The 22,020-nt window shown below is 62.2% G+C and carries 23 protein-coding genes; 7 read left to right on the plus strand and 16 right to left on the minus strand.

Features of this window, described 5'->3' with window-relative positions:
• Positions 1–50: 50 nt before the first annotated feature.
• The 4 genes from ppnP (at position 51) to ISG32_RS19030 (ending at position 3,771) form a co-directional block, all read left to right on the plus strand.
• Positions 51–368, plus strand: a complete 318-nt coding sequence (ppnP, locus tag ISG32_RS19015; protein ID WP_194772603.1) for a pyrimidine/purine nucleoside phosphorylase — start codon at positions 51–53, stop codon at positions 366–368.
• A 48-nt stretch (positions 369–416) separates the two neighbouring features.
• Positions 417–1,757: an argininosuccinate synthase gene (gene argG / locus ISG32_RS19020; protein WP_194772604.1), complete on the plus strand. Its 1,341-nt coding sequence runs from the start codon at positions 417–419 to the stop codon at positions 1,755–1,757.
• A gap of 425 nt (positions 1,758–2,182) precedes the next feature.
• Complete coding sequence (locus tag ISG32_RS19025) at positions 2,183–3,139, plus strand: Bug family tripartite tricarboxylate transporter substrate binding protein (RefSeq protein ID WP_228529940.1); 957 nt, start codon at positions 2,183–2,185, stop codon at positions 3,137–3,139.
• Between the two features lie 173 nt (positions 3,140–3,312).
• Complete coding sequence (locus ISG32_RS19030; RefSeq protein ID WP_194772606.1) at positions 3,313–3,771, plus strand: hypothetical protein; 459 nt, start codon at positions 3,313–3,315, stop codon at positions 3,769–3,771.
• A 9-nt stretch (positions 3,772–3,780) separates the two neighbouring features.
• Here ISG32_RS19030 and murB read toward each other — a convergent pair whose 3' ends face one another.
• Entirely contained in the window at positions 3,781–4,854 is a 1,074-nt protein-coding gene (gene murB / locus ISG32_RS19035; protein ID WP_194772607.1) for a UDP-N-acetylmuramate dehydrogenase, read from the minus strand.
• Positions 4,855–4,920: 66 nt separating this feature from the next.
• Between murB and ISG32_RS19040 the strand changes: the two genes are divergently transcribed.
• From ISG32_RS19040 to ISG32_RS19050, 3 genes are all read left to right on the plus strand, one after another.
• The gene (locus ISG32_RS19040) at positions 4,921–5,406 is read left to right on the plus strand and encodes a YajQ family cyclic di-GMP-binding protein (protein ID WP_194772608.1); all 486 of its coding nucleotides are present in this window, start codon (positions 4,921–4,923) and stop codon (positions 5,404–5,406) included.
• A 29-nt stretch (positions 5,407–5,435) separates the two neighbouring features.
• The gene (locus tag ISG32_RS19045) at positions 5,436–6,095 is read left to right on the plus strand and encodes a retropepsin-like aspartic protease family protein (protein WP_228529941.1); all 660 of its coding nucleotides are present in this window, start codon (positions 5,436–5,438) and stop codon (positions 6,093–6,095) included.
• A gap of 144 nt (positions 6,096–6,239) precedes the next feature.
• Positions 6,240–7,250 carry an HD-GYP domain-containing protein gene (locus tag ISG32_RS19050; RefSeq protein WP_194772609.1) on the plus strand — a complete coding sequence of 337 codons (1,011 nt, stop codon included), beginning with the start codon at positions 6,240–6,242 and terminating at the stop codon, positions 7,248–7,250.
• 160 nt (positions 7,251–7,410) lie between these two features.
• Here ISG32_RS19050 and ISG32_RS19055 read toward each other — a convergent pair whose 3' ends face one another.
• The 15 genes from ISG32_RS19055 to ISG32_RS19125 all read right to left on the minus strand — a co-directional run bounded on the left by ISG32_RS19055 (position 7,411) and on the right by ISG32_RS19125 (position 21,994).
• Positions 7,411–7,959 carry a hypothetical protein gene (locus ISG32_RS19055; RefSeq protein WP_194772610.1) on the minus strand — a complete coding sequence of 183 codons (549 nt, stop codon included), beginning with the start codon at positions 7,957–7,959 and terminating at the stop codon, positions 7,411–7,413.
• Positions 7,960–8,004: 45 nt separating this feature from the next.
• Complete coding sequence (locus ISG32_RS19060; RefSeq protein ID WP_194772611.1) at positions 8,005–8,226, minus strand: hypothetical protein; 222 nt, start codon at positions 8,224–8,226, stop codon at positions 8,005–8,007.
• Positions 8,219–10,108: a hypothetical protein gene (locus ISG32_RS19065; protein WP_194772612.1), complete on the minus strand. Its 1,890-nt coding sequence runs from the start codon at positions 10,106–10,108 to the stop codon at positions 8,219–8,221. The genes ISG32_RS19060 and ISG32_RS19065 overlap by 8 nt, the downstream gene beginning before the upstream one ends.
• A 4-nt stretch (positions 10,109–10,112) precedes the next feature.
• Positions 10,113–10,514, minus strand: a complete 402-nt coding sequence (locus ISG32_RS19070; protein WP_194772613.1) for a hypothetical protein — start codon at positions 10,512–10,514, stop codon at positions 10,113–10,115.
• A 2-nt stretch (positions 10,515–10,516) separates the two neighbouring features.
• Complete coding sequence (locus ISG32_RS19075; RefSeq protein WP_194772614.1) at positions 10,517–10,858, minus strand: hypothetical protein; 342 nt, start codon at positions 10,856–10,858, stop codon at positions 10,517–10,519.
• Position 10,859: 1 nt separating this feature from the next.
• Positions 10,860–12,056 carry a hypothetical protein gene (locus ISG32_RS19080; RefSeq protein ID WP_194772615.1) on the minus strand — a complete coding sequence of 399 codons (1,197 nt, stop codon included), beginning with the start codon at positions 12,054–12,056 and terminating at the stop codon, positions 10,860–10,862.
• Between the two features lie 19 nt (positions 12,057–12,075).
• On the minus strand, positions 12,076–13,566 hold the full coding sequence (locus tag ISG32_RS19085) for a hypothetical protein (RefSeq protein ID WP_194772616.1): 1,491 nt from the start codon (positions 13,564–13,566) through the stop codon (positions 12,076–12,078).
• Complete coding sequence (locus tag ISG32_RS19090; protein ID WP_194772617.1) at positions 13,563–14,003, minus strand: hypothetical protein; 441 nt, start codon at positions 14,001–14,003, stop codon at positions 13,563–13,565. The genes ISG32_RS19085 and ISG32_RS19090 overlap by 4 nt, the downstream gene beginning before the upstream one ends.
• A 3-nt stretch (positions 14,004–14,006) precedes the next feature.
• Positions 14,007–15,737 carry a hypothetical protein gene (locus ISG32_RS19095; RefSeq protein WP_194772618.1) on the minus strand — a complete coding sequence of 577 codons (1,731 nt, stop codon included), beginning with the start codon at positions 15,735–15,737 and terminating at the stop codon, positions 14,007–14,009.
• Between the two features lie 5 nt (positions 15,738–15,742).
• Complete coding sequence (locus tag ISG32_RS19100) at positions 15,743–16,132, minus strand: hypothetical protein (RefSeq protein ID WP_194772619.1); 390 nt, start codon at positions 16,130–16,132, stop codon at positions 15,743–15,745.
• Complete coding sequence (locus tag ISG32_RS19105; protein ID WP_194772620.1) at positions 16,129–19,797, minus strand: tape measure protein; 3,669 nt, start codon at positions 19,795–19,797, stop codon at positions 16,129–16,131. The genes ISG32_RS19100 and ISG32_RS19105 overlap by 4 nt, the downstream gene beginning before the upstream one ends.
• Positions 19,798–19,892: 95 nt before the next feature.
• A complete protein-coding gene (locus ISG32_RS19110; RefSeq protein WP_194772621.1) occupies positions 19,893–20,660 on the minus strand; it encodes a phage tail tube protein in 768 nt (255 codons plus the stop codon).
• Positions 20,661–20,662: 2 nt separating this feature from the next.
• On the minus strand, positions 20,663–21,139 hold the full coding sequence (locus tag ISG32_RS19115; RefSeq protein WP_194772622.1) for a phage tail terminator protein: 477 nt from the start codon (positions 21,137–21,139) through the stop codon (positions 20,663–20,665).
• Positions 21,136–21,630 carry a gp436 family protein gene (locus ISG32_RS19120; protein WP_194772623.1) on the minus strand — a complete coding sequence of 165 codons (495 nt, stop codon included), beginning with the start codon at positions 21,628–21,630 and terminating at the stop codon, positions 21,136–21,138. Before ISG32_RS19120 ends, ISG32_RS19115 begins: the two co-directional genes overlap by 4 nt.
• A 13-nt stretch (positions 21,631–21,643) precedes the next feature.
• On the minus strand, positions 21,644–21,994 hold the full coding sequence (locus ISG32_RS19125) for a DUF2190 family protein (RefSeq protein WP_194772624.1): 351 nt from the start codon (positions 21,992–21,994) through the stop codon (positions 21,644–21,646).
• Positions 21,995–22,020: the final 26 nt, after the last annotated feature.

The raw sequence follows: 22,020 nt of genomic DNA on the forward strand, positions 1-22,020 counted from the left end.
GAATTGAGGGTTTGACCTATTCACCAATCCACTGAAATTCAGCGCACTCCATGACCACCGAAAAGATTGACGGCGTATCTCTCACGACCAAAGCCAATGTGTACTTCGACGGAAAATGCGTGAGCCACAGCTTCACCTACCCCGACGGCACCAAGAAGTCCGTGGGCGTGGTTCTGCCGTCCGAGCTCACCTTCGGCACCGCCGCTGCCGAGATCATGGAATGCGTGGGCGGCGCCTGCGAATACAAGCTCGCCGGTTCCGACCAGTGGGTGAAGTCGGGCCCTGGTGAGAAATTCAGCATCCCGGCCAATTCCAAATTCGACATCCGGGTGACCGAGGCTTACCACTACATCTGCCACTACGCTTGATTCCACAGCGCATCAACGCAGCGTCATCCAACACACACGGACACCCTCATGGCAAACATCCTGCAAAACCTCCCCGCCGGCCAGAAGGTCGGCATCGCCTTCTCCGGCGGCCTTGACACCAGCGCAGCCCTGCGCTGGATGAAGAACAAGGGCGCACTGCCCTACGCCTACACCGCCAACCTCGGCCAGCCCGACGAAGAAGACTACGACGCGATCCCCCGCAAGGCGATGGAATACGGCGCCGAAAAAGCCCGTCTGATCGACTGCCGCACCCAACTGGCCAACGAAGGCATCGCCGCCATCCAGGCCGGCGCGTTCCACATCTCGACCGGCGGCATCACCTACTTCAACACCACGCCTCTGGGCCGTGCCGTGACCGGCACCATGCTCGTGGCCGCCATGAAGGAAGACGACGTCAACATCTGGGGCGACGGCTCGACCTTCAAGGGCAATGACATCGAGCGCTTCTACCGCTACGGTCTGCTGACCAACCCGGCGCTCAAGATCTACAAGCCCTGGCTCGACCAGCAGTTCATCGACGAACTGGGCGGCCGCACCGAGATGTCTGAATTCCTGATCAAGGAAGGCTTCGGCTACAAGATGTCGGTCGAAAAGGCCTACTCCACAGACTCCAACATGCTGGGCGCGACGCACGAAGCCAAGGATCTGGAGTTTCTGAACAGCGGCATCCGCATCGTCAACCCGATCATGGGCGTGGCGTTCTGGAAGCCGGAAGTCGACGTCAAGGCCGAAGAAGTCTCCGTGACCTTCGAGGAAGGCCGTCCGGTGGCACTGAACGGCAAGCGCTTTGACGATCCGGTCGAGCTGATGCTCGAAGCCAACCGCATCGGCGGCCGTCACGGCCTCGGCATGAGCGACCAGATCGAGAACCGCATCATCGAAGCCAAGAGCCGCGGCATCTATGAAGCTCCCGGCATGGCGCTGCTGCACATCGCCTACGAGCGTCTGGTGACCGGCATCCACAACGAAGACACGATCGAGCAGTACCGCATCAACGGCCTGAAGCTGGGCCGCCTGCTGTACCAAGGCCGCTGGTTCGACCCGCAGGCCATCATGCTGCGTGAATCCGCCCAGCGCTGGATCGCCCGCGCCGTGACCGGCACCGTGACGCTGGAGCTGCGCCGCGGCAACGACTATTCGCTGCTGAACACCGAGTCGCCCAACCTGACCTACGCTCCAGAGCGTCTGTCGATGGAAAAGGTGGAAGACGCTCCGTTCAGCCAAGCCGACCGCATCGGCCAGCTGACCATGCGCAACCTCGACATCGTCGACACCCGCGACAAGCTGCGTGTGTACTCCGAAGCCGGTTTGCTGTCGCTCGGCGGCAATGCCGCTCTGGCACAACTGAACGACGGCAGCAAGAAGTAACGCCTGCCCTCGCCCCTTGCAAAAAGCCGCCGACCAGGCGGCTTTTTCGTTTCTGCGGCATATCGCTTCGCCAGCTCCAAAGACACTGGAAAACGTAATGGAATTCGCCTCGAAGTTCCTGCACACATCGCTCTTGCGCCAAGCCAAAAAACCCCGAAGGCCGCGCGCAGAGCCATTTTCCCGTCGGAATCCGCCTGCCCTTTTAACAGACTTTTGCCCCCGCCCGAGACCCAAGAATATGCAGTCGGCCAACTGCTGTCCTGAAGCACAATCGCGGCCTTGCTCGGTTGGTTCAATCGGAAATTGATTTCGATTGCACCCACCAACGTGGGCGCCCACTCCCTGGGTCGAGGCGCCCGTTTCCCATTCGTGGTCACTCCTGCTGACCAACGCCCTCAAGGACATTCATGCTTCGCAGAAATGCAATGCTTGCCGCGGCCGCCGTGGCTCTCTCCGCTGCCGCTCCCACCATCGTGCACGCCAAGGACGCCTGGCCCGTCAAGACCATCACCCTCGTGCAGCCCTATTCACCCGGCGGCACCAGCGACATGCTCGCCCGCATCATCGCGCTGGAACTCGAAAAGCGCATCGATGCCAACGTCATCGTCGACAGCAAGGCCGGCGCCAACGGCAACATCGCCACCGCCTTCGTGAGCCGCGCCAAGCCGGACGGCGGAACCTACCTCGTGGGCTCGAGCAGCCCCGTGGTGATCTCGCCCACGCTGTACAAGAGCGTTCCCTACGATCCACGCAAAGATCTGACGCCCATCACCACCATCGCCAAGGCGCCCTTCCTGCTGGTGACCAGCGCCAAGTCGGGAATCAACTCGATGGACGACCTGATGAAGCAGATCAAGGCCGACAAGGTCAACTTCGGCTCCGCCGGTGCGGGCTCCCCTCAGCACATGCTGGTCGAGATGTTCCAGATGCAGGCCAAGGTGAAGTCGCCGCACATCCCGTACAAAGGCTCGGCTCCGCTGATCCTCGCCGTGATGAGCAATGAGGTGCAGTACGCCATCGACAACCCCGTGCCGCTCAAGCCCCAGATCGACGCGGGCAAGATCAAGGCACTGGCGATCACCAGCAAGCACGCCTCTCCCAAGTTCCCCGGCGTGAAGAGCCTGCACGAGCAGGGCTTCACCAACTTCGAGGTGGAGCCCTGGTACGGCATGATCGGCTCCAAAGGCATGCCCAAGGAACTGGCCGAACGCATGAACGGCTATGTGCAGGACATCCTCAAGCAGGACAACGTCAAGCAGAAGATCTCCGAGCTGGGCGCCGAAGCCTATGGCATGGGCACCGCCGATTTCACCAAGCTGATCGACTCGGACATCAAGAAGTGGGGCGAGGCCGTCAAGGCCTCCGGCGCAACGGCGGACTGACGCCCCGCCGCCGACCGCCACATTCCGCACCGGAGTGTTGCAAATGGCCTGCAGCTATCGGCTGCGGGCCATTTCGCTTTCAAATGAATGACTCTGTAACGGTGCCGATAACCACACTGCGCGCGTGAGCGCTACAGTAGCGACACCGAAATCCAAGGAAGTCAGGAATTCCAGTGAAGAATCGCATTCCCACGCTGCTTGCAACCGCCCTGCTGGTCGCCACAGGCGCCAGCACCGTCCTGGCCGCTGATGAAGCCGCCAACAAGTCCGCAGCAGCAGCTCCGGCAGGCCCCAGCGAGGCCATTCAAAAGGCGCTGGACAAGCGCACCAAGTCCATCGTTGATTCGCTCGAGGGCGTCGGCCCCGCGCTCAATGCCGACATGTTCTCGGCCGAGTTCAACAAGCAGGCCACGCCCGATCAGGTCCAGCAGGCCATGAAGCAGCTGCGCGACACCGTCGGCTCCTGCAAGCTGGCCGGCCGCATCAACAGCCCCGCCCCCAACGCCAGCGCCTATCTGCTCGACTGCCAGAAGGCCTATGTGCCACTCGAAATCGGTGTGGAAGACAAAGCCCCGAACAAGATCCAGAGCCTGTTCTTCCGCGCCTCGTTCTGGCGTCTGTCGGGCCAGTAATCCAATCGGTCAGACGACGACCGGCTCCGGCTCCAGCCGGATGCCGAAGCGCTCGTAGACGCTGGTCTGGATCGCCCGGGCCAGCGTCATCACTTCCCCGCCCGTCACGCTGTCCTCGCCGCTGCCGCGATTGACCAGCACCAGCGCCTGCTTTTCGTAGACGCCGGCCTTGCCGATGGACTTGCCCTTCCAGCCGCACGAATCGATCAGCCAGCCCGCGGCCAGCTTGATCGAGCCGTCCGCCATCGGGTAGTGCACGATCTTGGGTTCCCGCGCGATGATGTCGGCGCATTGGTATTCGGTGACCGTCGGATTCTTGAAGAAACTGCCCGCGTTGCCGATCACGGCAGGGTCAGGCAATTTGGCGCGGCGGATCTCGCAGACCCAGTTGAAAATCTGGCGTGCCGTGGGCTCGCTCACGCCGGTCTCGATCCGCTTGCGCTCCAGATCGGCATAGCCGAGCTCGGGCTTCCATTGCTTGGAGAGGCGAAAGCGCACATGGGTGATCACCGCGCGACCCGCGAGCCCCATGCCGCGCGGCAAAGCGCCGCTCGCCTCGGGGGACTGCGGCGCATGCTTGAACACCGAATCGCGGTAGCCGAACGCGCACTGCGCAGCGTCGAGCGAGAAGCTCTGCCCGGTGGCCAGATCGACAGCGTCCAGCGAGTCGAAACGGTCCTGCAGCTCGATCCCATAGGCACCGATGTTCTGCACCGGAGCCGCGCCCACGGTGCCCGGAATCAACGCCAGATTCTCGAGCCCCGGGAAGCCGTGCTCGATGCTCCAGGCCACGGCGTCATGCCAGACCTCCCCAGCGCCGGCCTCGATGATCCAGGCCTTGTCGGTCTCCTCGACGAGACGCAGCCCCTTGATCTCCATTTTGAGTACCACGGGTTTGACGTCGCCGGTGATCACGATGTTGCTGCCGCCGCCGAGCACGAAGACGGGCTGGCCGGCCAGTTCAGGCGAGGAAATCAGATCGCGCACATCCTGAACCGACTGGGCGCGCACCAGCATCTGCGCCTTGGCAACGATGCCAAAGGTGTTGTATTGCTGGAGAGGAACGTTGTTCTCGACTAACATCGACCCAATTGTCGCACCCGGGCGAAAACGCCATCGGGTTTGTATGTAGATTCCGAGAGTAAAGCCATGCCTTCTTTTGATACCGTCCTCGAAGCCAACTTCGTCGAAGTGAAAAACGCCATTGAAAACACCGCCAAGGAAATCGGCACGCGTTTCGATTTCAAGGGCACCTCCGCCGGCGTGGAACTCAAGGACAAGGAAATCACCATGTTCGGTGACGCCGAGTTCCAGCTCCAGCAGGTCGAGGACATCCTGCGCAACAAGCTCACCAAGCGCAACGTGGACGTGCGCTTTCTTGACATCGGCAAGCCCCAGAAGATCGGTGGCGACAAGCTCAAGCAGGTCGTCAAGGTGCGCAACGGCATCGACGCCGAGAACGCCAAGAAGATCCAGAAGGCCATCAAGGAAAGCAAGCTCAAGCTGCAGGCCGCCATCCAGGAAGAAAAGGTCCGCGTGACCGGCGCCAAGCGCGACGATCTGCAGGCCGCCATGGCCCTGATCCGCAAGGACATCGCCGACCTGCCGCTGTCCTTCGACAATTTCCGCGACTGATCCCGGACTTGCACCCCGCTCACGACGCCATGCGCCGCCCAGCCCCATCCGTCGCCCGAACAGCCATGGTGGCTGCGTCGCTCGCCTTTGCGGCCTTGTCTGCATCCGCCCAGCAGGCCGCCCTGGTGGGCGTGCTGGGCAGCAAGGCACTGCTCGTCATCGACGGCACGTCCCCGCGCACGCTGGGGCCGGGGGATTCCGCCTCCGGGATCAAGGTGATCTCCGTCGGGGGTGACAACGTCGTCATCGAATCCGCAGGAACCCGACTCACGCTGCGGCTGGGCGATACGCCCGTGCACGTGAGCGCCAATGGCGGCGGCGGCAAACAGCGCCTCGTGCTGCGCGCCGACTCGCGTGGTCACTTCGTGAACTCAGGTCTCATCAACGGCAAGGTCATGCAATACATGGTCGACACCGGGGCGACGCTGGTGGCGTTCAGTCAATCTGAAGCGCTGCGCATGGGCGTGAAGTTCCAGGACGGCCAGCAGGTGATGATCGGCACCGGAAACGGCAGCGTCGCCGCGCACCGCATCAAGCTCGACAGCGTGCGCACCGGTGACATCGAATTGCGCAATGTGGATGCCGTCGTGTTGCCCCAACCGATGCCCTACGTCCTGCTGGGCAACAGCTTTCTGAACGCGTTTCAGATGAGCCGCACGAACGATGAAATGGTGCTGGAGAGGAAATAGTCTACGCCCATTGGGTCATGCTGCCCCTTGGTATCACCGCCTATATCCCCCCTCTGTCAAAAATGGAAGAATGATCCAGACGCCATATCGCAATGTCCGATGTGGCCGAAGAGGCGACCGAACCACCGTCACGACAAGAGCAAGATGAGCGTACTTGCAGGAAAAATCCCCATCGTCGAATCCACCTCGCCCAACGAGTACGAAGAGCTTCTGGCCCACTGGGGCGACATGCAGGCAGCTCTTGCGTTTGTGCTGCACCGCCCTCTGCAGACCGCCGATTTCCCCGCGAAGATCCGTCAATGCGACCAGTGGCTGCAGGAGATGGTCGCGCAGGACGTGGATTCCACCCTGTACCTGATCTTCCAATTGGCCTCGACCAACAGCGCGGGCTACAGCGCGTCGCATGCCTTGGTGTGCGCCGCGCTGTGCCACATCCTCGCGCAGGAATTCGGCCTCCCACGCAACGAGCGCGACAGTCTCGTGCGCGCGGCGTTCACCATGAACATCGGCATGACGGATCTTCAGGACGAGCTCGCCGAGCGGGCCGACCCGATCACTGCCCAGCAGCAGGAAGCCATCAACCGGCACGCCGAAAAAGGCATGGAGCTGCTCGAACATGTCGGCGTGGCCGACGATCTCTGGCTCGACTCCGTCGCCTACCACCACGCACCACGCCGCGACCGCGCACGCGAGCCACTCAAGAGCCTGCATCCCGAGGAGCGCCTCACGCACATTCTTGCCTCGGTTGACCGCTACGCGGCCTTCATCAGCCCCCGCAAGTCCCGCATGGGCCGCAGCGCCACGGACTCCATGCGCGCACTGCTCGGCAAGAACGTCTCGCAAAGCGACGAGGTGGGGTTCATTCTGGTGCGCACGGTCGGTCTGTGCCCGCCGGGCACATTCGTGAAACTGGACAACGGCGACACCGCCATCGTGCTGCGCCGGGGCGAATCCACGAGCTTTCCCATCGTCGCCAGCCTTCTCGACACCGAGGGCGAGGCCTATCCCGAGCCCGAACTGCACTACACCGTGCACGGCAAGCGCCGCGTGCTCAACGCGCTGCCCAGCAGCGCCGTGAGCATGGGTGCCAACCACTACACCATGGTGCGCATGGGACTCATGGCTGCCGGAAGAAGGCTCGGAACACCCCCCTGAGGCGCTGCGCGCCTTCCCCCCGCTCTCGAAACGCTGCGCGTTTCGGGCTGAAGCGCGCTGCGATATTTGATCACGAAGCGCTGCGATAAATGGGCAGGGAAACGCTTTCACTGAGCAAAACAAAATTCCGCGTCAAAAAACTGCTAAGGCGTTGCGCGTCTCAGCGGTCCAAAACGCGGTTGAAAACAATCTGTTCTCTCCAGAACATGAGGTCTTTCTCAGTGATCTTTGGAACTTGGTTGAAAGCGCGCTGCAGCACCTCTTGCCCATTGAGCTTTGGGGTTATTTGCATAACCTCTCCAAACAACTCAACCCAGTGCCAAATTTCAGGCTTCCGCAGAAATACCATGGCCACCCCAATGTAGTCTTCAAAGCTGCCAGGGTCTCTGATTTCGGAGAGATGCATGGAGGCAGATTCAATGTCACTGCGGAGACCGTCGACACATTCGTCCGATTCCGTTTCATCGCCGCGGAGCTTTTTTTCAGCGTCCCAGTTGCGAAAATCTGCTGCAGCGCCCCCCGCTGCGACAACAACAATGCGTAGGCGATCTACCAGAGAAGGGTTTTTAGGCTGCGAATACAACACATGGCCGTGTCCGGTGTCATCTAAACAATTTGCAATTTCAGTGACCCTGAATCCATTGGCCATAGCCAACACGGCATGCCCAGCCTCATGAAAGGCGGTAATTGTTGATTGTCGCCTCGACACGGTGCTCCTCCAGTATCGAGACAGCGTAGCACAGCGTTCGTCGCTTTAGATCTCGGTCACATACAACGGCAGATCCGGCGCAGGCCCGACGATCTTGCTGTCCTGGGTGAACACCTTGGCTCCCACCTGCGTCTGGCCTTTGGCGCGGAGCTGGCCGCCGCCTGGCAGGTCGACCGTGGCCGTGCCGTCCTCGTAGGCTGAGACCGTGCCCACCTGCTGCACGCCGGGGGCGAGGATCTTGCGCAGCGCTGTGTAGAAGTTAGACATGGCTCTCGACCTCCAAGCTCTGGGTCAGCTCTGGGAACTGCATCGCCACCGACGTCGACCGCACGATGCCGGTGCGCCAGGCGGAGCTGTCGTCGACGTATCGCAGGATCGTGCCGGGCTTGATCACGCCGCCCTTGGTTGCATTGATCGGCAGGATCATCTTGTGACGCAGACCAACGCCCGACTGCGACAGCTCGGCGATGGCGCGTTGCTGGGCGGCGCTGACCTCGGTGATGAGTGGGTGGACGACCATCTGCTTGAGGATGTCGCCCGCCGTCCCTGCGCGCGTGACATCGGCGAGGATGCCGCCCGTCTCGCCGGAGACGAAGATGCGGTTGTACGCTGGCTGATAGATGATCGAGGTGTCGTCCACCTCGCTGTAGCCCTCGGGCAGCTCGATGTCCGGCGTGAGCTGGTCGAAGCGCCACCAGGGCTGCGGCCACAGTGGCAGGACGCGCATGATCTGATCGGTGTCGTGCGGCTGCAGGTAGCCGCCTGTCGCCGCCGCGATGTCGGCGATGGCCGAGATCCACGTGCCTTGGTGCATCCAGACGCCACCGGGCACGATCCAGTCTGTGATCTGCCAGTCAACGTCCCAACCGAAGCTCCCGCCGTTGACCGTGAGGCACTCTTGCATGAGCTGGTGGGCCGACACATCGAGTGTGTTGCCGAAGGTCTGCAGCGCCTCCAGGTCGTCGAGGTGGGCCGCGCGGCTGCGGCCGGAGATCCCGATGGTGTGCTCTGCGAATCGGCGCGTCGGCAATGGCTGCTCGGCCAGCAGTCTGAACGGCTGACCATTGACGCGCGCCTCGAGCTCGATGGGCTGGTTGTAGTTGACCGGTGTGACGGCCTCGCGTGCGGAAATGTGGAACGTGGCGCTGAACGTCCACGCCCACGAGCCGCTGTTGAGCGACATGCTGAAGCTCTCGCACGGCAGCGGATCTCCGCCCAGGTTGTCCGCTCGGCGGATCTCGACTTCATTGATCACGACGTATGTCCTTTGCGGCTGGATGACGATGGCTGCGGGTGGCAGGACTTGGCCGGGCCGCTGGCAGACGAACACGAGCCGCGCGTCGCCCATCGCGAGGTCCGAGAAGATGAGACGGCCCACAGTCGCCGGGTCATAGCAAGGCGTTTCAGGCTCGACGATAACTGGCGGCCGAAGCGACACCCCTGGCGGCGGCTTGCGGGCCTCTTCCCAGTGCGAGCGGATGCCCGATCTGGTCGGCAGGCCATCACGCCAGCGACCGATCTGGGCAGCACGCATCGGTTGGCCGTTTTGCCAGTGGCTGAACACACCGGAACGCAGGCGCAGGGTGTCTTGCCACGGCACTGCCAGACCCACGCGCAGTGCGACGCCGTCTTGCCAATGGCTGAACACGCCGGAGCGTAGGCGCAGCGTGTCTTGCCAAGGCACCGACAGGCCAGTACGCAGCGCGCGGCCCTCCTGCCAGTGGCCGACCACGCCCGAGCGTAGCGGCAAAGTGGCTTCCCAGCGCGGCTGCATGGCCGTCGGGATGGGCTTGCCCTTCTGCCACTTGGCCTCGGTAGCCACGCGCAGGCGAGCAGCTTCTTCCCATGGGGAAATGAGCGCTGCGGACGTGGGCTTGGCCTCTTGCCAGACTGACTGCAGCTCAGCACGTAAGCCGCCGCGGCTGACGTTGGCGTCCCAGCGCAAACCGACATCAGCATCCATGCCAGGCAGCTCCGCGTCGACCGATACGCAGACGCCTGTGCGCAGGGTGATGCCCTCAAGGCCGGGCAGCTCCGCGTCGACGCTGAATAAGGCGTCAGGGATGACAGCAGTGCCTTGCTCTCCGAAGACGAGCCGCCCGGAGCCGTCATTGGAGCCGCCACTGAAAACAAGCGTGCCGTTGCCCACACGATTACCCCACCAACATCGGTGTGGCAAGCACGACGACACCGCCCGCATAGATCATGCCGGTGCGCAGGCCGTCCTCGCCGATGCTCGTGCCCGAGACCTTGAATGGCCCCGCGCCGTCCTCTTCAGTCACCACATCCCCGGCAATGACGACACCGTCGCCGTTGCACCAGTCGCACCAAACCGGCTTGCCGGTCACAAGCACGAGGTCGTTGAATGCAGCCGGTTGCAACACGATGCGGCCATCACCGTTGATCGTGCCGCATGGCTTTGCCAAGGTGCGGATCGCCAGCAGCAGTCCACCCGGTGCGGCGCGAAGCTTGAGCGATGCAGGGCCGATGCCAGCGTCGGCAAGCGTAATGCTCGCCTGATTGCGCGCAGCACGATGATCGCGTGTGATCGTCATCGTCATAGCTGGTCCTCGCGCACGGCCACCACTGGACCTGCCGCAGTGGTCTTGTGCTCTTCGTAGGGGTCGATGGCGACTGCGTGGTACTTCTCGCCGATCTCCAGCCCGCGCGCTGTGTACCAACCTTGATCGTCGCTGTAACCTTCCCACGCTCGATAGCCGTCGATAGCTCGAAAGAGCCAGATCCGTCCATTTTTAAACGGGCTCTCGGGCGAGCTGGGTGTGAGTTTGATCATGACGCGGTCTCTGACGCAGCCACTCGCGATGCCCGGCCACCGGAAGTCGCGCACAAAATTTGAAGACAGGCCTACAAGCGATGAAAGAGTGGTGAGTTCGGCCATATCACCTCCACGGACCCGTCACATCGATAAGCGTTACACCTGTTGGCACATTGGGCGGACTATTTGTACCCGTCGCAAGAGCCATTAGCTTTCGATTCACAAATGGCCCAGAACCAGACACAAAGTCACCGTGAGCAATCTTTCCGTAGACTGTGGACTGCGGTATGTGAAGCACTCCTGGGATGATGGCGCGAGGAGTTTTACCGTCTGACGCAGGCACATAGCGTCGCGAGTATTTGAGTTCGCCATCCACGTCCGATGGGAAGGTTCCCAAAGTGTTGTCGCCCCCACTCAGCGAATTTGATCCGCAAAATGGAAAGCTGGTAAGTGCCTTTGCACCTGCCGATCCACCCATTTCACGTGCTGCATATATGCTATCTGCCCCGCTGCTAGCCAAAGCGAACGTGCCATTCGAGAAGAAGCTTGCGGTTCCGACGGTGCCCCCAGCTCCACAAGAGATGGCAGCGCAGAACGGGTCGCCCGCTGGATTCAACGGGATCAGATCGCCGAAGCCTCGTACAGGAGCAGATATAGCCGTCGCAGCGGAGGGCCTCCCCGCAGAGATGGCAGTGAGCAGCATCCTCGAATCCGCCATCAGCGAATAGATGATCGCAGCAGTGGTGGTCACAGTGGATTTGATCTGATAGCCACCGCCCGAAATTTGCGCATCGGTCGGGAACGGATTGACCCCTGTATCCAGATCCGTCATCGACTCATAGCCGCGAATTCGGGCACTGTTCGAACCCGTATCATCAACGCGCAAACAGAAACCAGGCGACTGCGGATCAATGCTCTTGAAAACTGCTTTTCCGGTGCCGTAGAAAGGCCGATCCCATCCGCCGACTGGCGCATATCGGCAAGTGATCGTCCCAGTCGCCACACCATTGGGGGCATCCGTCTCGAATGTCACGGTGCTGCCCGATACGCTCAAGATGCGTGCCTCGCCATTGAGTTGCGCGGGCGAGGTCACCCCTGCGAAAAGCACCACCGAGTAATACTCGAACGAGATCCCAGCAGGGAACACCGCTGTGCCTACACCATCTGTCACGCTGACCGATAGCGCCGTGCTCTCACCGAAGCCAGTGATCAGAAACGCATACAACGCGGCCAGGTAGCCACCGCCGCCTGCCGAGCCATCGATCTGCGGCGCACCGCGAAACGACGAAGACATCCATTTGACCGGGTAAGTTTTTGCCATGGGTCTATCTCAAAATGAATCAGGAAAAGGTGCTCTCGGGCGGGTTGCCCGAATCACCGCGCTGCACGATCCAGAAGCTGTCGCTGGGACCAGCGGGCGAGCCCGGCTGAATGCAGCGGACCAGACCGATCTGCGCCTCCGCGCCAATCGTGTCGATGAACTGCGCGTTGTTGTTGGTGAAGCCACCGCTCCAGCCGGATGCGCGAACGGTGAGGTACGGAGCGCCACCCGCTTGAGGATTCGGTGGCGAGAAGTTCTGGTTGACTGTGCCGGTGGCGATCAGGCCGAGCTTGTCGCCGATCAGGTCAAACGTCACGCCGTCGTTGCGAAACTTGAAGCCCCAGCGCTGCGTGATCGTGCCGAGGTTGTTGACCTCGATGAGCACCACGTCCGCCTGGTACTTGCCGATGGCCTCGCCAATGCCGGGATCGATGCCGTCGTACCACTTGATGCCGTCCCACGTCTTCTGCGAATAAAAGCGCGACACACGGGCGAAGCGGTCGCCCTGGCGCAGTGCAGTCGAGAAGATGGCTCCAGCAGGAAACGCATAGCCAATCGGATTTTTGAGACGCACGCGTCCGTCGATACGCACCTCGGCTAGCTGGCTGTAGACCTCGGTGCGGGCGTTGACGCGCACCTTGGCCGGGTAGTCGGTCAAATCGGTGAAACGCACCGTGCCCGCGTCCAGATCTTCTTCGTAGCCGGTGAAAATCTCCGCGCCATCCGCACCCACCACTTGCGTGAGCGAGAGCCGCTCATGACCAACGTTGTAGACCATGCCAACAGCCGGTTCAAACTCCGGGCCATAGTAGTTTTGCGCTGTGGTGGCTGTGTCGCCATCGTGGGCGAAGATCACGCGGCCATCGGCGGGCAGCGCTGCAGGATCGATGCCCATCAGGTCGACGTCGACCGGCAGGAAGATCAGGCTCACCGCCGAATAGCTGAGCGTGCTGGGGAGCACCGGCCACGGCCGCCAGACCTTGCCGGTTTCCACCACGCCCACGTCGGCCGCCGCATACCACCATTCAGCCTTTTGCTCGGGTGTGAGCGATGTGTCTGGCACGAAGTCGCCGAACTGCAATTCGACGCCACCGCGCGCAAAGTCCACCTTGCCGCGCATGTGCAGGCCAGTGATGCTGCCGTTCGCGTCGACATTGGCCCAGAGCGTCGTGCCCTGCGTATCAACCACGGATAGGACAAAGCCGCCTTGGCCAGCGCGCAGCGGGCTTGCATCCGTGTTGAAAAACAGGCTCGCCGTGGTCCACTGCGTGGCCTGCGTCCAGAGGCTCAGCAACTGGAAATCACTCGGCCCGGTCCCGCCAACGACGTAGTCATAAATCGTGACCAGACCCGACTCGTAGTTGATCTTTCCGCAGGCGATACCTGCGGTCGTGTCCGTCCAGCCGCGATAGATGATCCCGTCCTGGTCGCGGTACATCGTGCCCATCCAGCGGAACAGCACGCTGTTCGGCACGATCAGGTGCGTGGTGTACGGGCACAGATCAATCACCACTTCCGCGGGCGTGTAGGTCTGGCTCTTGGCGCGTGGTGCCGATGCGCCGATGCGCCGACACGGTAGCGCGCAACGAAAGACGATCCCGAGAGCACCTCTTCGCCGACGCTCGTCGTGCCGTACTCACCACCCTTCATCGTGTTGCTGGTGCTCGAGACTGAACCATCCGTAATCGAACGTTCGAATGCATCTGCTTCTTCGTGGTCGGACTTGTAGGATTCGGTGGAGCGGTCAAGGGACACCACCTTGAGTGAGACGTCACGTCCAGTGATGGTGCCCATCTCGCCGATGAATTTTCCGTCCATCCCAGCGCACACGGTTCGCGCGACGATGATCCGGTTGTCGTTTGTGGTGCCTGTTTCCTCGGTCAGCGTGGCGCTCGTTGTTGGGCCCGTGCGGATCGTGAAAGGTCGGTTGACGTATTTGATTGCCATGTTTTAAGCCCCCGGAGTGGATCGCGGCCAGTTCACTGTTGTCGTCGTTCCGCCCGTGCCACCCGAGCCAGATGCACCTGTATTCTTGGCGGGCTCGTAGTACTCGGGCACCGCGCGAGTGGTGTATGTGACTTCCGTATCTTTGGACGCGGTGGTTGTCGTCAACTGGCCGCCGCTGGTGTTGCTGACCTGACGTGATGTGACCCATGTGATCTGGTGCGATCCCAGCGCTCCAGCCTGGGCGGTTTGAAAATGGACGAAGCCCGCTGGATCAGTCGCGCCTGGCGCAATGATCTCGGTGATCAACGCATCCACCTGGCACTCGATCACGAACTCTGCGCCTGCATCCGGCATGAACGCCGGGTCCATCAGAACGCTGCAGCTTGGGTAATCCACCACACCCGTGCCAGCGCCGGTCAGCTTGCCGCTGCCGTTGTCGGTCACAGTGCGAAGCACCCCCTGACTGGGATACTTGATCGACAGCGAGCTCGGCACGATGGCATCGTCCTCTGTGTCGCCTTCGACCACCCACGAGTACTTCGGCGCGCGCACCAAAGCGCCCTGGCTGGATCGGCTGCTGAACGACATCGCGGTGCCGTAGGACACGCTGATCGAGCTGCCGATGTCCGGCAGGCCCTGCAGTGTGCATGTGCCGGTGTTGTTGAGATAGCTGATCGCACCACCGCCAAAGCCAGTGAGTCGACCCGTTCCGTCGTCATAGATCGTGTAACGCTGGCCGCCAGACCAGTAGTCGATGAATACGGTGCCAGGCGCTGGCGGCTGCTTGAACGACAGCACATAGGTGCGCCCTTGGTTCTGCTCGCTGATCTTGATGCGATACGTGTGCGGCGTCGTTCCCACCTCGACCTTGCGCGGCTCGGTCGCCAACGTCAGGGTCGCGCGCGACGTTGGCTTCTGGTTCACTACGTTGGCTTCAGAGCGGCTGTTGTGCACCACCTGCGTGAACACTGTCTCCAGTTGCAGCCAGACGTCATCGACCTGCGTCGACTCGGCCAGACGCGTGACACCAGCAAACAGGCGGGTGTCGGAGTAGACCGTGGAGCGGATGATCGTCTTGCCAGCGCCGCGCGCAAAGGTACGGGTTGCAGGCGAACCGGGAAAGTCCAACGACAGCGGGTCAAACAGCTCGCAGGTCACAATCTGACCATCAAATTCAACAAGGCCGTTGTTTAAGTATTCCGCGCACTTGCGCACCTCGACTTCGATGGACTTGATCCGCACGCGTTGGCGGCGCTCGGTCGCCAGACCCTCGTTGTAGATCAGCAGATAGGTCAGGCCCACCGTCGGCGGGCTCATCTCGGGCCGCTGAAACACCTGAAACGACAGCGTGGAGGCGAACGCGTTCTCGAGCAGGTAGCCGCCAAACTCCGGACCCGGTGCGCGACCGGCCTCGATCCGCTTGACGATGTCAGCACGCGTCGCAAACGAGTCCTCGACCGACAGCATGGTGACGCTGACGTTTGGATCTGCCGGCGGCTCAGCGATCACCACGTTCGCACCCAGGAGCGGCGCGGTATCGGTATTGCGCAGCACACCGAAGACTGAATAGATTTCCACCCGGCCGACCGTGCGCGACTCCTGGCTGATGTCCGGGAAAATCTCGTTCGACTTGCCGCTGGTCAGCAGCTGGGCCGATGGCGGTCCACCGCCTTCGGGCTTGTCGACCATGCGCGAGGACCGCGCAAAGCGAATGTCACCTTTTTGGATTGGCATGTATTTCAGACCTCAATGAACTTGAATGAAGGCAAATAAACCGTCTGGCCGTCGTGCTCCCCGTCGAGCAGACGCCAGAGAGCCGTGGCGGTGAATCCGTCGTTGTCAAAGCGGACGGTGCGAGCAATGCCGCGCAGCACGAGCTCGAACTCGGCTTCGGCGATCGCGGCCCACGTGTAGAGCTGATCGCAGTCGGCACGGGTCATCCATGCATTGCTCACTACACCGTCAAGGATGATTGGCCGACCTGCTTTGCGTTTGCCGACGTGGATGATGAGTGCACCCGTGGAGCCTGTTTTTTGGGAGATGACTACTGGACTCCAACCAAACTCGTTCGGCCAGATCAACCGATCGGGAAGAGTCATCTGCATGCTGCCGAGCTTGAGTGTGATCATTGGGCGACCCCCTTGCCCTCGGCCAACATCTTCAAGATCGCATCGCCCGATAGCTGGCTGTTTCTGTCTTGGTAGTTGATGGTTTTCTTTTCGCCGTTGGGCAACGTGATGTTGGATACGTAGGTGTTGCCAGTGGACATGCCGCTGGAGGACGACTTGCTGGGCGCGGCCGACGTCGATGGTGCGGCAGTGCCGCTGGTGGCGGTCGTGCCCGTGGACTTCTTCAGCTCTGCAGCGTCTTCCTTCTTCTCGACCATCTGGTCATAGGACTGCTTGCCGTCGCCGTACTTGTAGTACTCGACCATCTTTCCAAGGGCGCTAGCCAGCGTGCTGTTCTTTCCGCCCCACTGGATCTGCGCTTGCGACGCCTCATAGTTCACGTCGCCGTTCGGGTTGAGGAACTGCTTCGATAGGTCTGCTGCAATGGACTCATCGAGCCCGGCCTGCTTGAGGTAGTCCACGATCGACGACTGTGTCCAGACAAACTGGGGCCCGGAGGTCTTGGATTCATTCAGGTTGCTCAGCGCCTTCGACTGCTTGTTGATCGACGATGTGGCGTCGTCGGTGTCACCCTTCAGCTGCTGTTGCGCCGCCGCGAGATCGCGGAGCTTCCCCGCTGTGACTTCGGCAATCTCTGCCTCCACGCGCTTCGCTTCGGCGGCTTTCACGGCCGCGTCCAGCTCCAGCTTCTTGACGCCGTTGTATTCACCGTTGGCGATCAGCTCGGCCTTCTTGACCTGGATGGAGGCCATCGCCGCATCTGCTTCCGCGCGCTTGGCCTGTGCTGTCAGTGTGAGCAGCTCGATCTCGAGGCGCTTGAGCTCGTTCGCTGCACGTGCTGCGGTGGCTTCATCGCCGCGGGCTTTGGCGACTTCATAGATTCGCTGCTGTACCGACATGGCCAGCTGAATTTGCATCTGCTGCAAATCGTTGTCCTGGAGCGTGACATTCTTCTTTGCTTCGATGGCTTTGAGCTGGTCAGCCATCGCGTCCCTGTAAAGCAGCGCGGCTTTGCCAGCTTCAATCTCAGCCTGCGCGAGCTGCTCTGTCGTGGCCTTGCCTGCAATCTTGGCCTGACGCACTTCGTCGAGCTTTCGCAGCGCCTGCTCATAGGCGTAGCGCAGCTCTCCGATGCGTGCGCTGTTGTCTTTGTATGCCTCGGCTTCGGCCTTGGCTTGTGCCGCAGCAAGCACAGACGCTTTGGCCTGAGCGACGGCCTTATCTGCATCCTGTTGCCGCAAACCAATCAGCTTTTCCAGATCGGCGAGCTGCTTGTTTCTCCCCTCGTCGTTTCCGCCGCGCGCGGCGGCTTCGGCCTTGAGAGAGACGAGCTGCGCCTTCAGTGTTTCCAGCTCGGTGAGGCGCAACTGTGCCAACTTTTGCAGTGCCTCGGCATCCGCTGCTGCGGCCGACGCCACTGCTGTACGTTGCGCAGCTTCTGTGCCAAAGGACTGCGCCAGCGCGACCGACGCTTTGCCCTCCGCATCGCGAGCGATCACGGACTTTTCCTGCTCCTTGATCTGCTCGCGCACGCTCTCGAGCACGATCCGGTAGCCGTTGTTCAGCTTGACGAAGTCGTCGGTGGCCGCTTTTGCCGCCGTGCCGGATGCCGTCGAGGCCTGTGCCTGCTGCTGCTGCACCACGGCGGTCTTCATCGCCTGATCGCCCAGAGTGCTGAGCGTACTGGTCAGCACGCCGTTGTGCTGGGCGGCTTTGAGCATCTTCTCGCGCGCCTCGGTCTCGATGTCCGCGAGCGACTGCTTGACCCCGCTGAAATCCCACGACGTGATCGCGGCCAGCATCACTCCGATCGACTTGCCCGTTGCGACAACCGTGGTGCCGAGAATGGTGATCGACGTCTGCGCCAGCTCCGCGCCGAACTTCAGCGCGTTCAGACCGCCCGCCTCACCGATGTCATTGGACATCTCGGTGAATGCGTTCTTGACGTTCGTGATTTCTTGGCTGAGCGTCTGGGCACCTGTGGCGCCGCCGTAGATTTCGTCGAGGCCCTTTGCCAGCGACGGGAAGATGTCGGTGGCTGTGATCTTGCCTTCCTCGACCAGCTTGATCAGCTCGGCGGTGGTGATTCCCAAGCCCTTTGCAGCCGCCTGCAGCGCGCCTGGCAGAGACTCACCCAACTGACCGCGCAGCTCTTCCATCTGCACGGTGCCCTTGCTCGCCATCTGGCTGAGCGCCTGGAGTGCGAGCGAAGTTTCGGCGCTGGTCTTGCCCGCCTTGCCCATGGCGGTCGCAACCGCTTCGAAAACCTGACGTGTCGGCTCACCTTCAACGGCGGTGCCGCGTGTTGCAGCGGAGAGCCCGAGAAATGACCTCCCGACTTCGGTGACGTCCGCGCCGATGCGCACAGCCACGCCACGCACGAATTCCAGTTCCTGTCCGGCCTTGGCCGAATCTCTGGTGATGGCGGTCAGGCCCGAGCGCAGCTGCTCCATCTGTGCCGCCGCAGTCACCATCTCGCGGAAAGTGAACGCGGCACCCATGGCACCGGCCATCTGTCCAAGCAGCATGGTCAGGTTGCCGACACGGCTGCTCATCTGGTCGGTGGCGGCTGCGCCGTTTTTGTGCGCATTGCCCAGCTCGCGGGCACGCTGCGCGGCCTGGTCTGCCGCCGCGGCTTCCACGCGCAGCGCGCTGGCGTAGTTCTGCGCGGCCTGCAGCTCCGCGGCATGCGCAGCATTAAGCGGGCCGGTGGCGGAAAGCTGCTCGCGCCGCGCCGCCGTCGCTTGGTCGATGGCAGTCGCTTCTGCGCGCTTGGCCTGCGCCACCAGGCGGAGCTGGTCGGACTCGATCTGGCGCAGATTGTTCTGGGCACGCGTGGCGGCGGACTCGTCGCCCTTGGCCTGCGCAGCCTGCAGCGCGGCTTGCTCGGCCGCACGATTGGCTGTGAGCAACTGGGCCTGCAGCTCGATCTCGGATTTCTCCGCTTCGAGACCGGCCTTGATGGCGGCGGTCTTGGCATCGACCACCTTGCGCATGCCGTCCAGATCCGCTCCGGCCTTGCTCGCGGCTTGCCCCATGGCCGTCGATCGCAGGGCAGCTTGCTCAGCTGCTTCAGCTTGCACCCGCAGCGCGGCGGCTTGATTCTGCGATGCACGCAGCTCGTCGTTCTGGGCGGCCGTCAATGGGCCAACTGCAGACAATGCAGCGCGGCGCGCGGCCGTCGCTTCTTCGATCGCCGAGGCCTCGGCCTTCTTGACCTGCGCAGCCAGACGGAGCTGCTCGGCCTCGGTCTGGCGCAAGTCATTCTGCGCTTCCATCGCGGCGCGCTCATCACCGCGCGCCTGTGCTGCCTGCAGTCGGGCTTGCTGCTCCGCACGGATGGCGTTGAGCTGCTCCTGGCGAATGCCGATTTCTGAGCGCTCAGCGTCCAGCCCGGCTTTCAGCGCAGCGGTCTTCTGTTCCGTTGCGGCACGAAGGTCCTGCAGCTCGCTGCCAGCTTGTTCGGCGGATTTGCCCACGTTGGCGACGTTGGTGCTGGCCGCCTTCGCTTCGGTGCCCAGCTTTTCCAGCGCGGCACCGGTCGCCGTGGACGTCTCGGTGAGGTCCTTGGTCTTCGTTTCGACCTTGGTCAAATCGGCCGCAAGCTCACCCAGACCGTCCTTCTTGACGACTAGTTTGAACTCGACTTGGTTTTCATTGGCCATGGGATCGGATCACAGGAAAGGACGAGGGAAAAATGAAGCGGGCCGCGCACCGCCAGAGAAAGCGGCGGCGGCCCGTTGTGCCGAATGGAAAGGCGTCAGACCATCCGGGTGCGGTAGTACTGGCTGATGCCCACGCCGGACTTGGTCGGGTCCTTGAGCACCGTGCCTTCCACGTCGAGTGAGCCGAAGTCCTTATTGATCAAGGTGAGTGCCTTGGTCACGCCTTGGCTGGCACGCCAGATGTCGACGATCACAGGATCACCCTCGGAACCTTCATTGAGACCGCCGAAGAGGAACTGCAGCTCCGGTGCCTTGGTGGTCAGCGCTTCCACGCAGGCGTATTCGCCATAGCTGTAGTCGATCCACAACTTGTCGTCGGTGGCGAGGCCCGGCGCGTCAGACAGCAGCACGATGCCTTCGGGCTTGACGATGTAATTGCCCTCCATGGCCACAGCTGTGGCGGTGGCTTTGTCAGTGCCCTTCTTGATGGTCACGGCAGTGGGGGCGATGTGCAGCAAGGGCAGCAGGACGCCGAGCGCGCTGACGGTGAACGCCTCGCCTTCCACCGTTCCGGCCTCGATGCCGGACATAGTGCCCAGTGTGGCGCGAGCGAGGTTCACGACGTTCAGATCGGAGATCTTCATCTTGAGCTTGACATCGTTGACGCGGCGACTTTCGGCATAGGTGCCTCCGCCGAGCTGCGTCATGTCGTCCTGCTTCTTGACATCTTCGCTGTGTTCCAGGCTCAGCTCCAGCACGTTGCCGATGGCGGTCAGCGGTGCGGTCGTGCCGTAGGGTTTGGCATACACCTGACCGACGGTCATCGTCGGCTTGTAAACCTTCTTGAGAAATTCGAGGGCCATAGTTAGCTCCGGTTGATTTTTTGGAGAACGGTCTCGACGCCAAAGGCCGAGGGGATGTACTGAAAACCATCGCTGTATTGCGGTGGCGGAGCCCGCACCAGTGCGAGCGGCTTGGTGGCGCCGAGAACGTCTTCGCCCGCGAGCTGGGAGACCACACGCGCCAACAGCGCCCCTGCGCTCAGCCGCGCGGACTGGCCGCTGACGACGTTGGCCACATTGCGATCGGCCGCAACCACATACCAGGTGTGCAACAGTCGCCACGCTGTGGTCCGGTCTTCAACCACCTGAAAACTGCCATAGACGACGTGAATGGCAGGCACCTTCTGCGCGCTTTCGCGCACCATCGACAGATCCGCCGCCGTGAGCACGTGCACGGCAGGTGAGAGCCCGGCGACTGCCTTCTTGACCAGCTCGACGAGGCGCGGCTCGATGGCCATCCAGTCGTTGGCCTGCTCAGGAGTGAGGCCGCGAATGCTCATGCATACCCCCGCAGATCGTCATCCGTCACCCGACGCGGGCTGAAGCCGAACAGCACCTCACCCTCACCAGGGGCACTGCCCGACACCAACGTGCCAGGCGTGCCGCCCCATGGACATGCGAGCACTGACGAGCCATCGGCAATCGCCTGCAGCTCGCGGTCGGCGGCCTTGTAGCGCAGATACACCTCGTGCTCCGGAGAGAGAGCGTTGTAGAGGTAGTAGCGGGCCACATCGCAGACGATGCGTGTGAGCTGGGGCGGCGGCACCATCGCCACTGCATGCACGTCACCGGGCACGGGCGCGGGCTTGGTGCAGCCGGTGAGCGGCAGGCGGTACGCCTTGCCCACGTACGCATCGGCGAACGCCTGGGCGTCGTCGATCGCGCGTTGCACCTTGTCGGCCTGCACGGACTGGATCTCCGGATCGGTGAGCTGGATCATCTCCAGCTCGCCGTAGCGATCGACCAAGTCCTGAACGGTGGCGTACTGCATGGCTGCTAACCAATCAGACGTGGACGTGCTTACAGATCTGCACTTCCACCAGCTGGCCTGCAGCCGCCGCGCCGAGCGCAACGCCGCAGTGCTCGCCGGTGGTGGCCACGATGGCGCGGCCCGATGCGTCGGCGATCACTGGGTCACCGAAGACGATGTTGCCTGCCGCTTCAACCGGGTAGCTGTAGCCGGTGACAACCGTGATGTCCTCGCCCGGCAAAGCCGCGTTTTCGGAGACGCCCTGCGAATCGTGGGCGCCGCCGCCCGAGGACGGGTATTTGCCCTCGTAGGCGATGAAGCGGTTCGCAGCGACCGCAACGGCGGCCGCCACGAGAACTGCATGGGTCTTGTCGTATTGACGCATGGTGATGGGTTCCTTCCTGACCTGCT

This window comes from Diaphorobacter caeni, assembly GCF_015354245.1.
In the GTDB taxonomy this organism is placed as follows: domain Bacteria; phylum Pseudomonadota; class Gammaproteobacteria; order Burkholderiales; family Burkholderiaceae_C; genus Diaphorobacter_A; species Diaphorobacter_A caeni.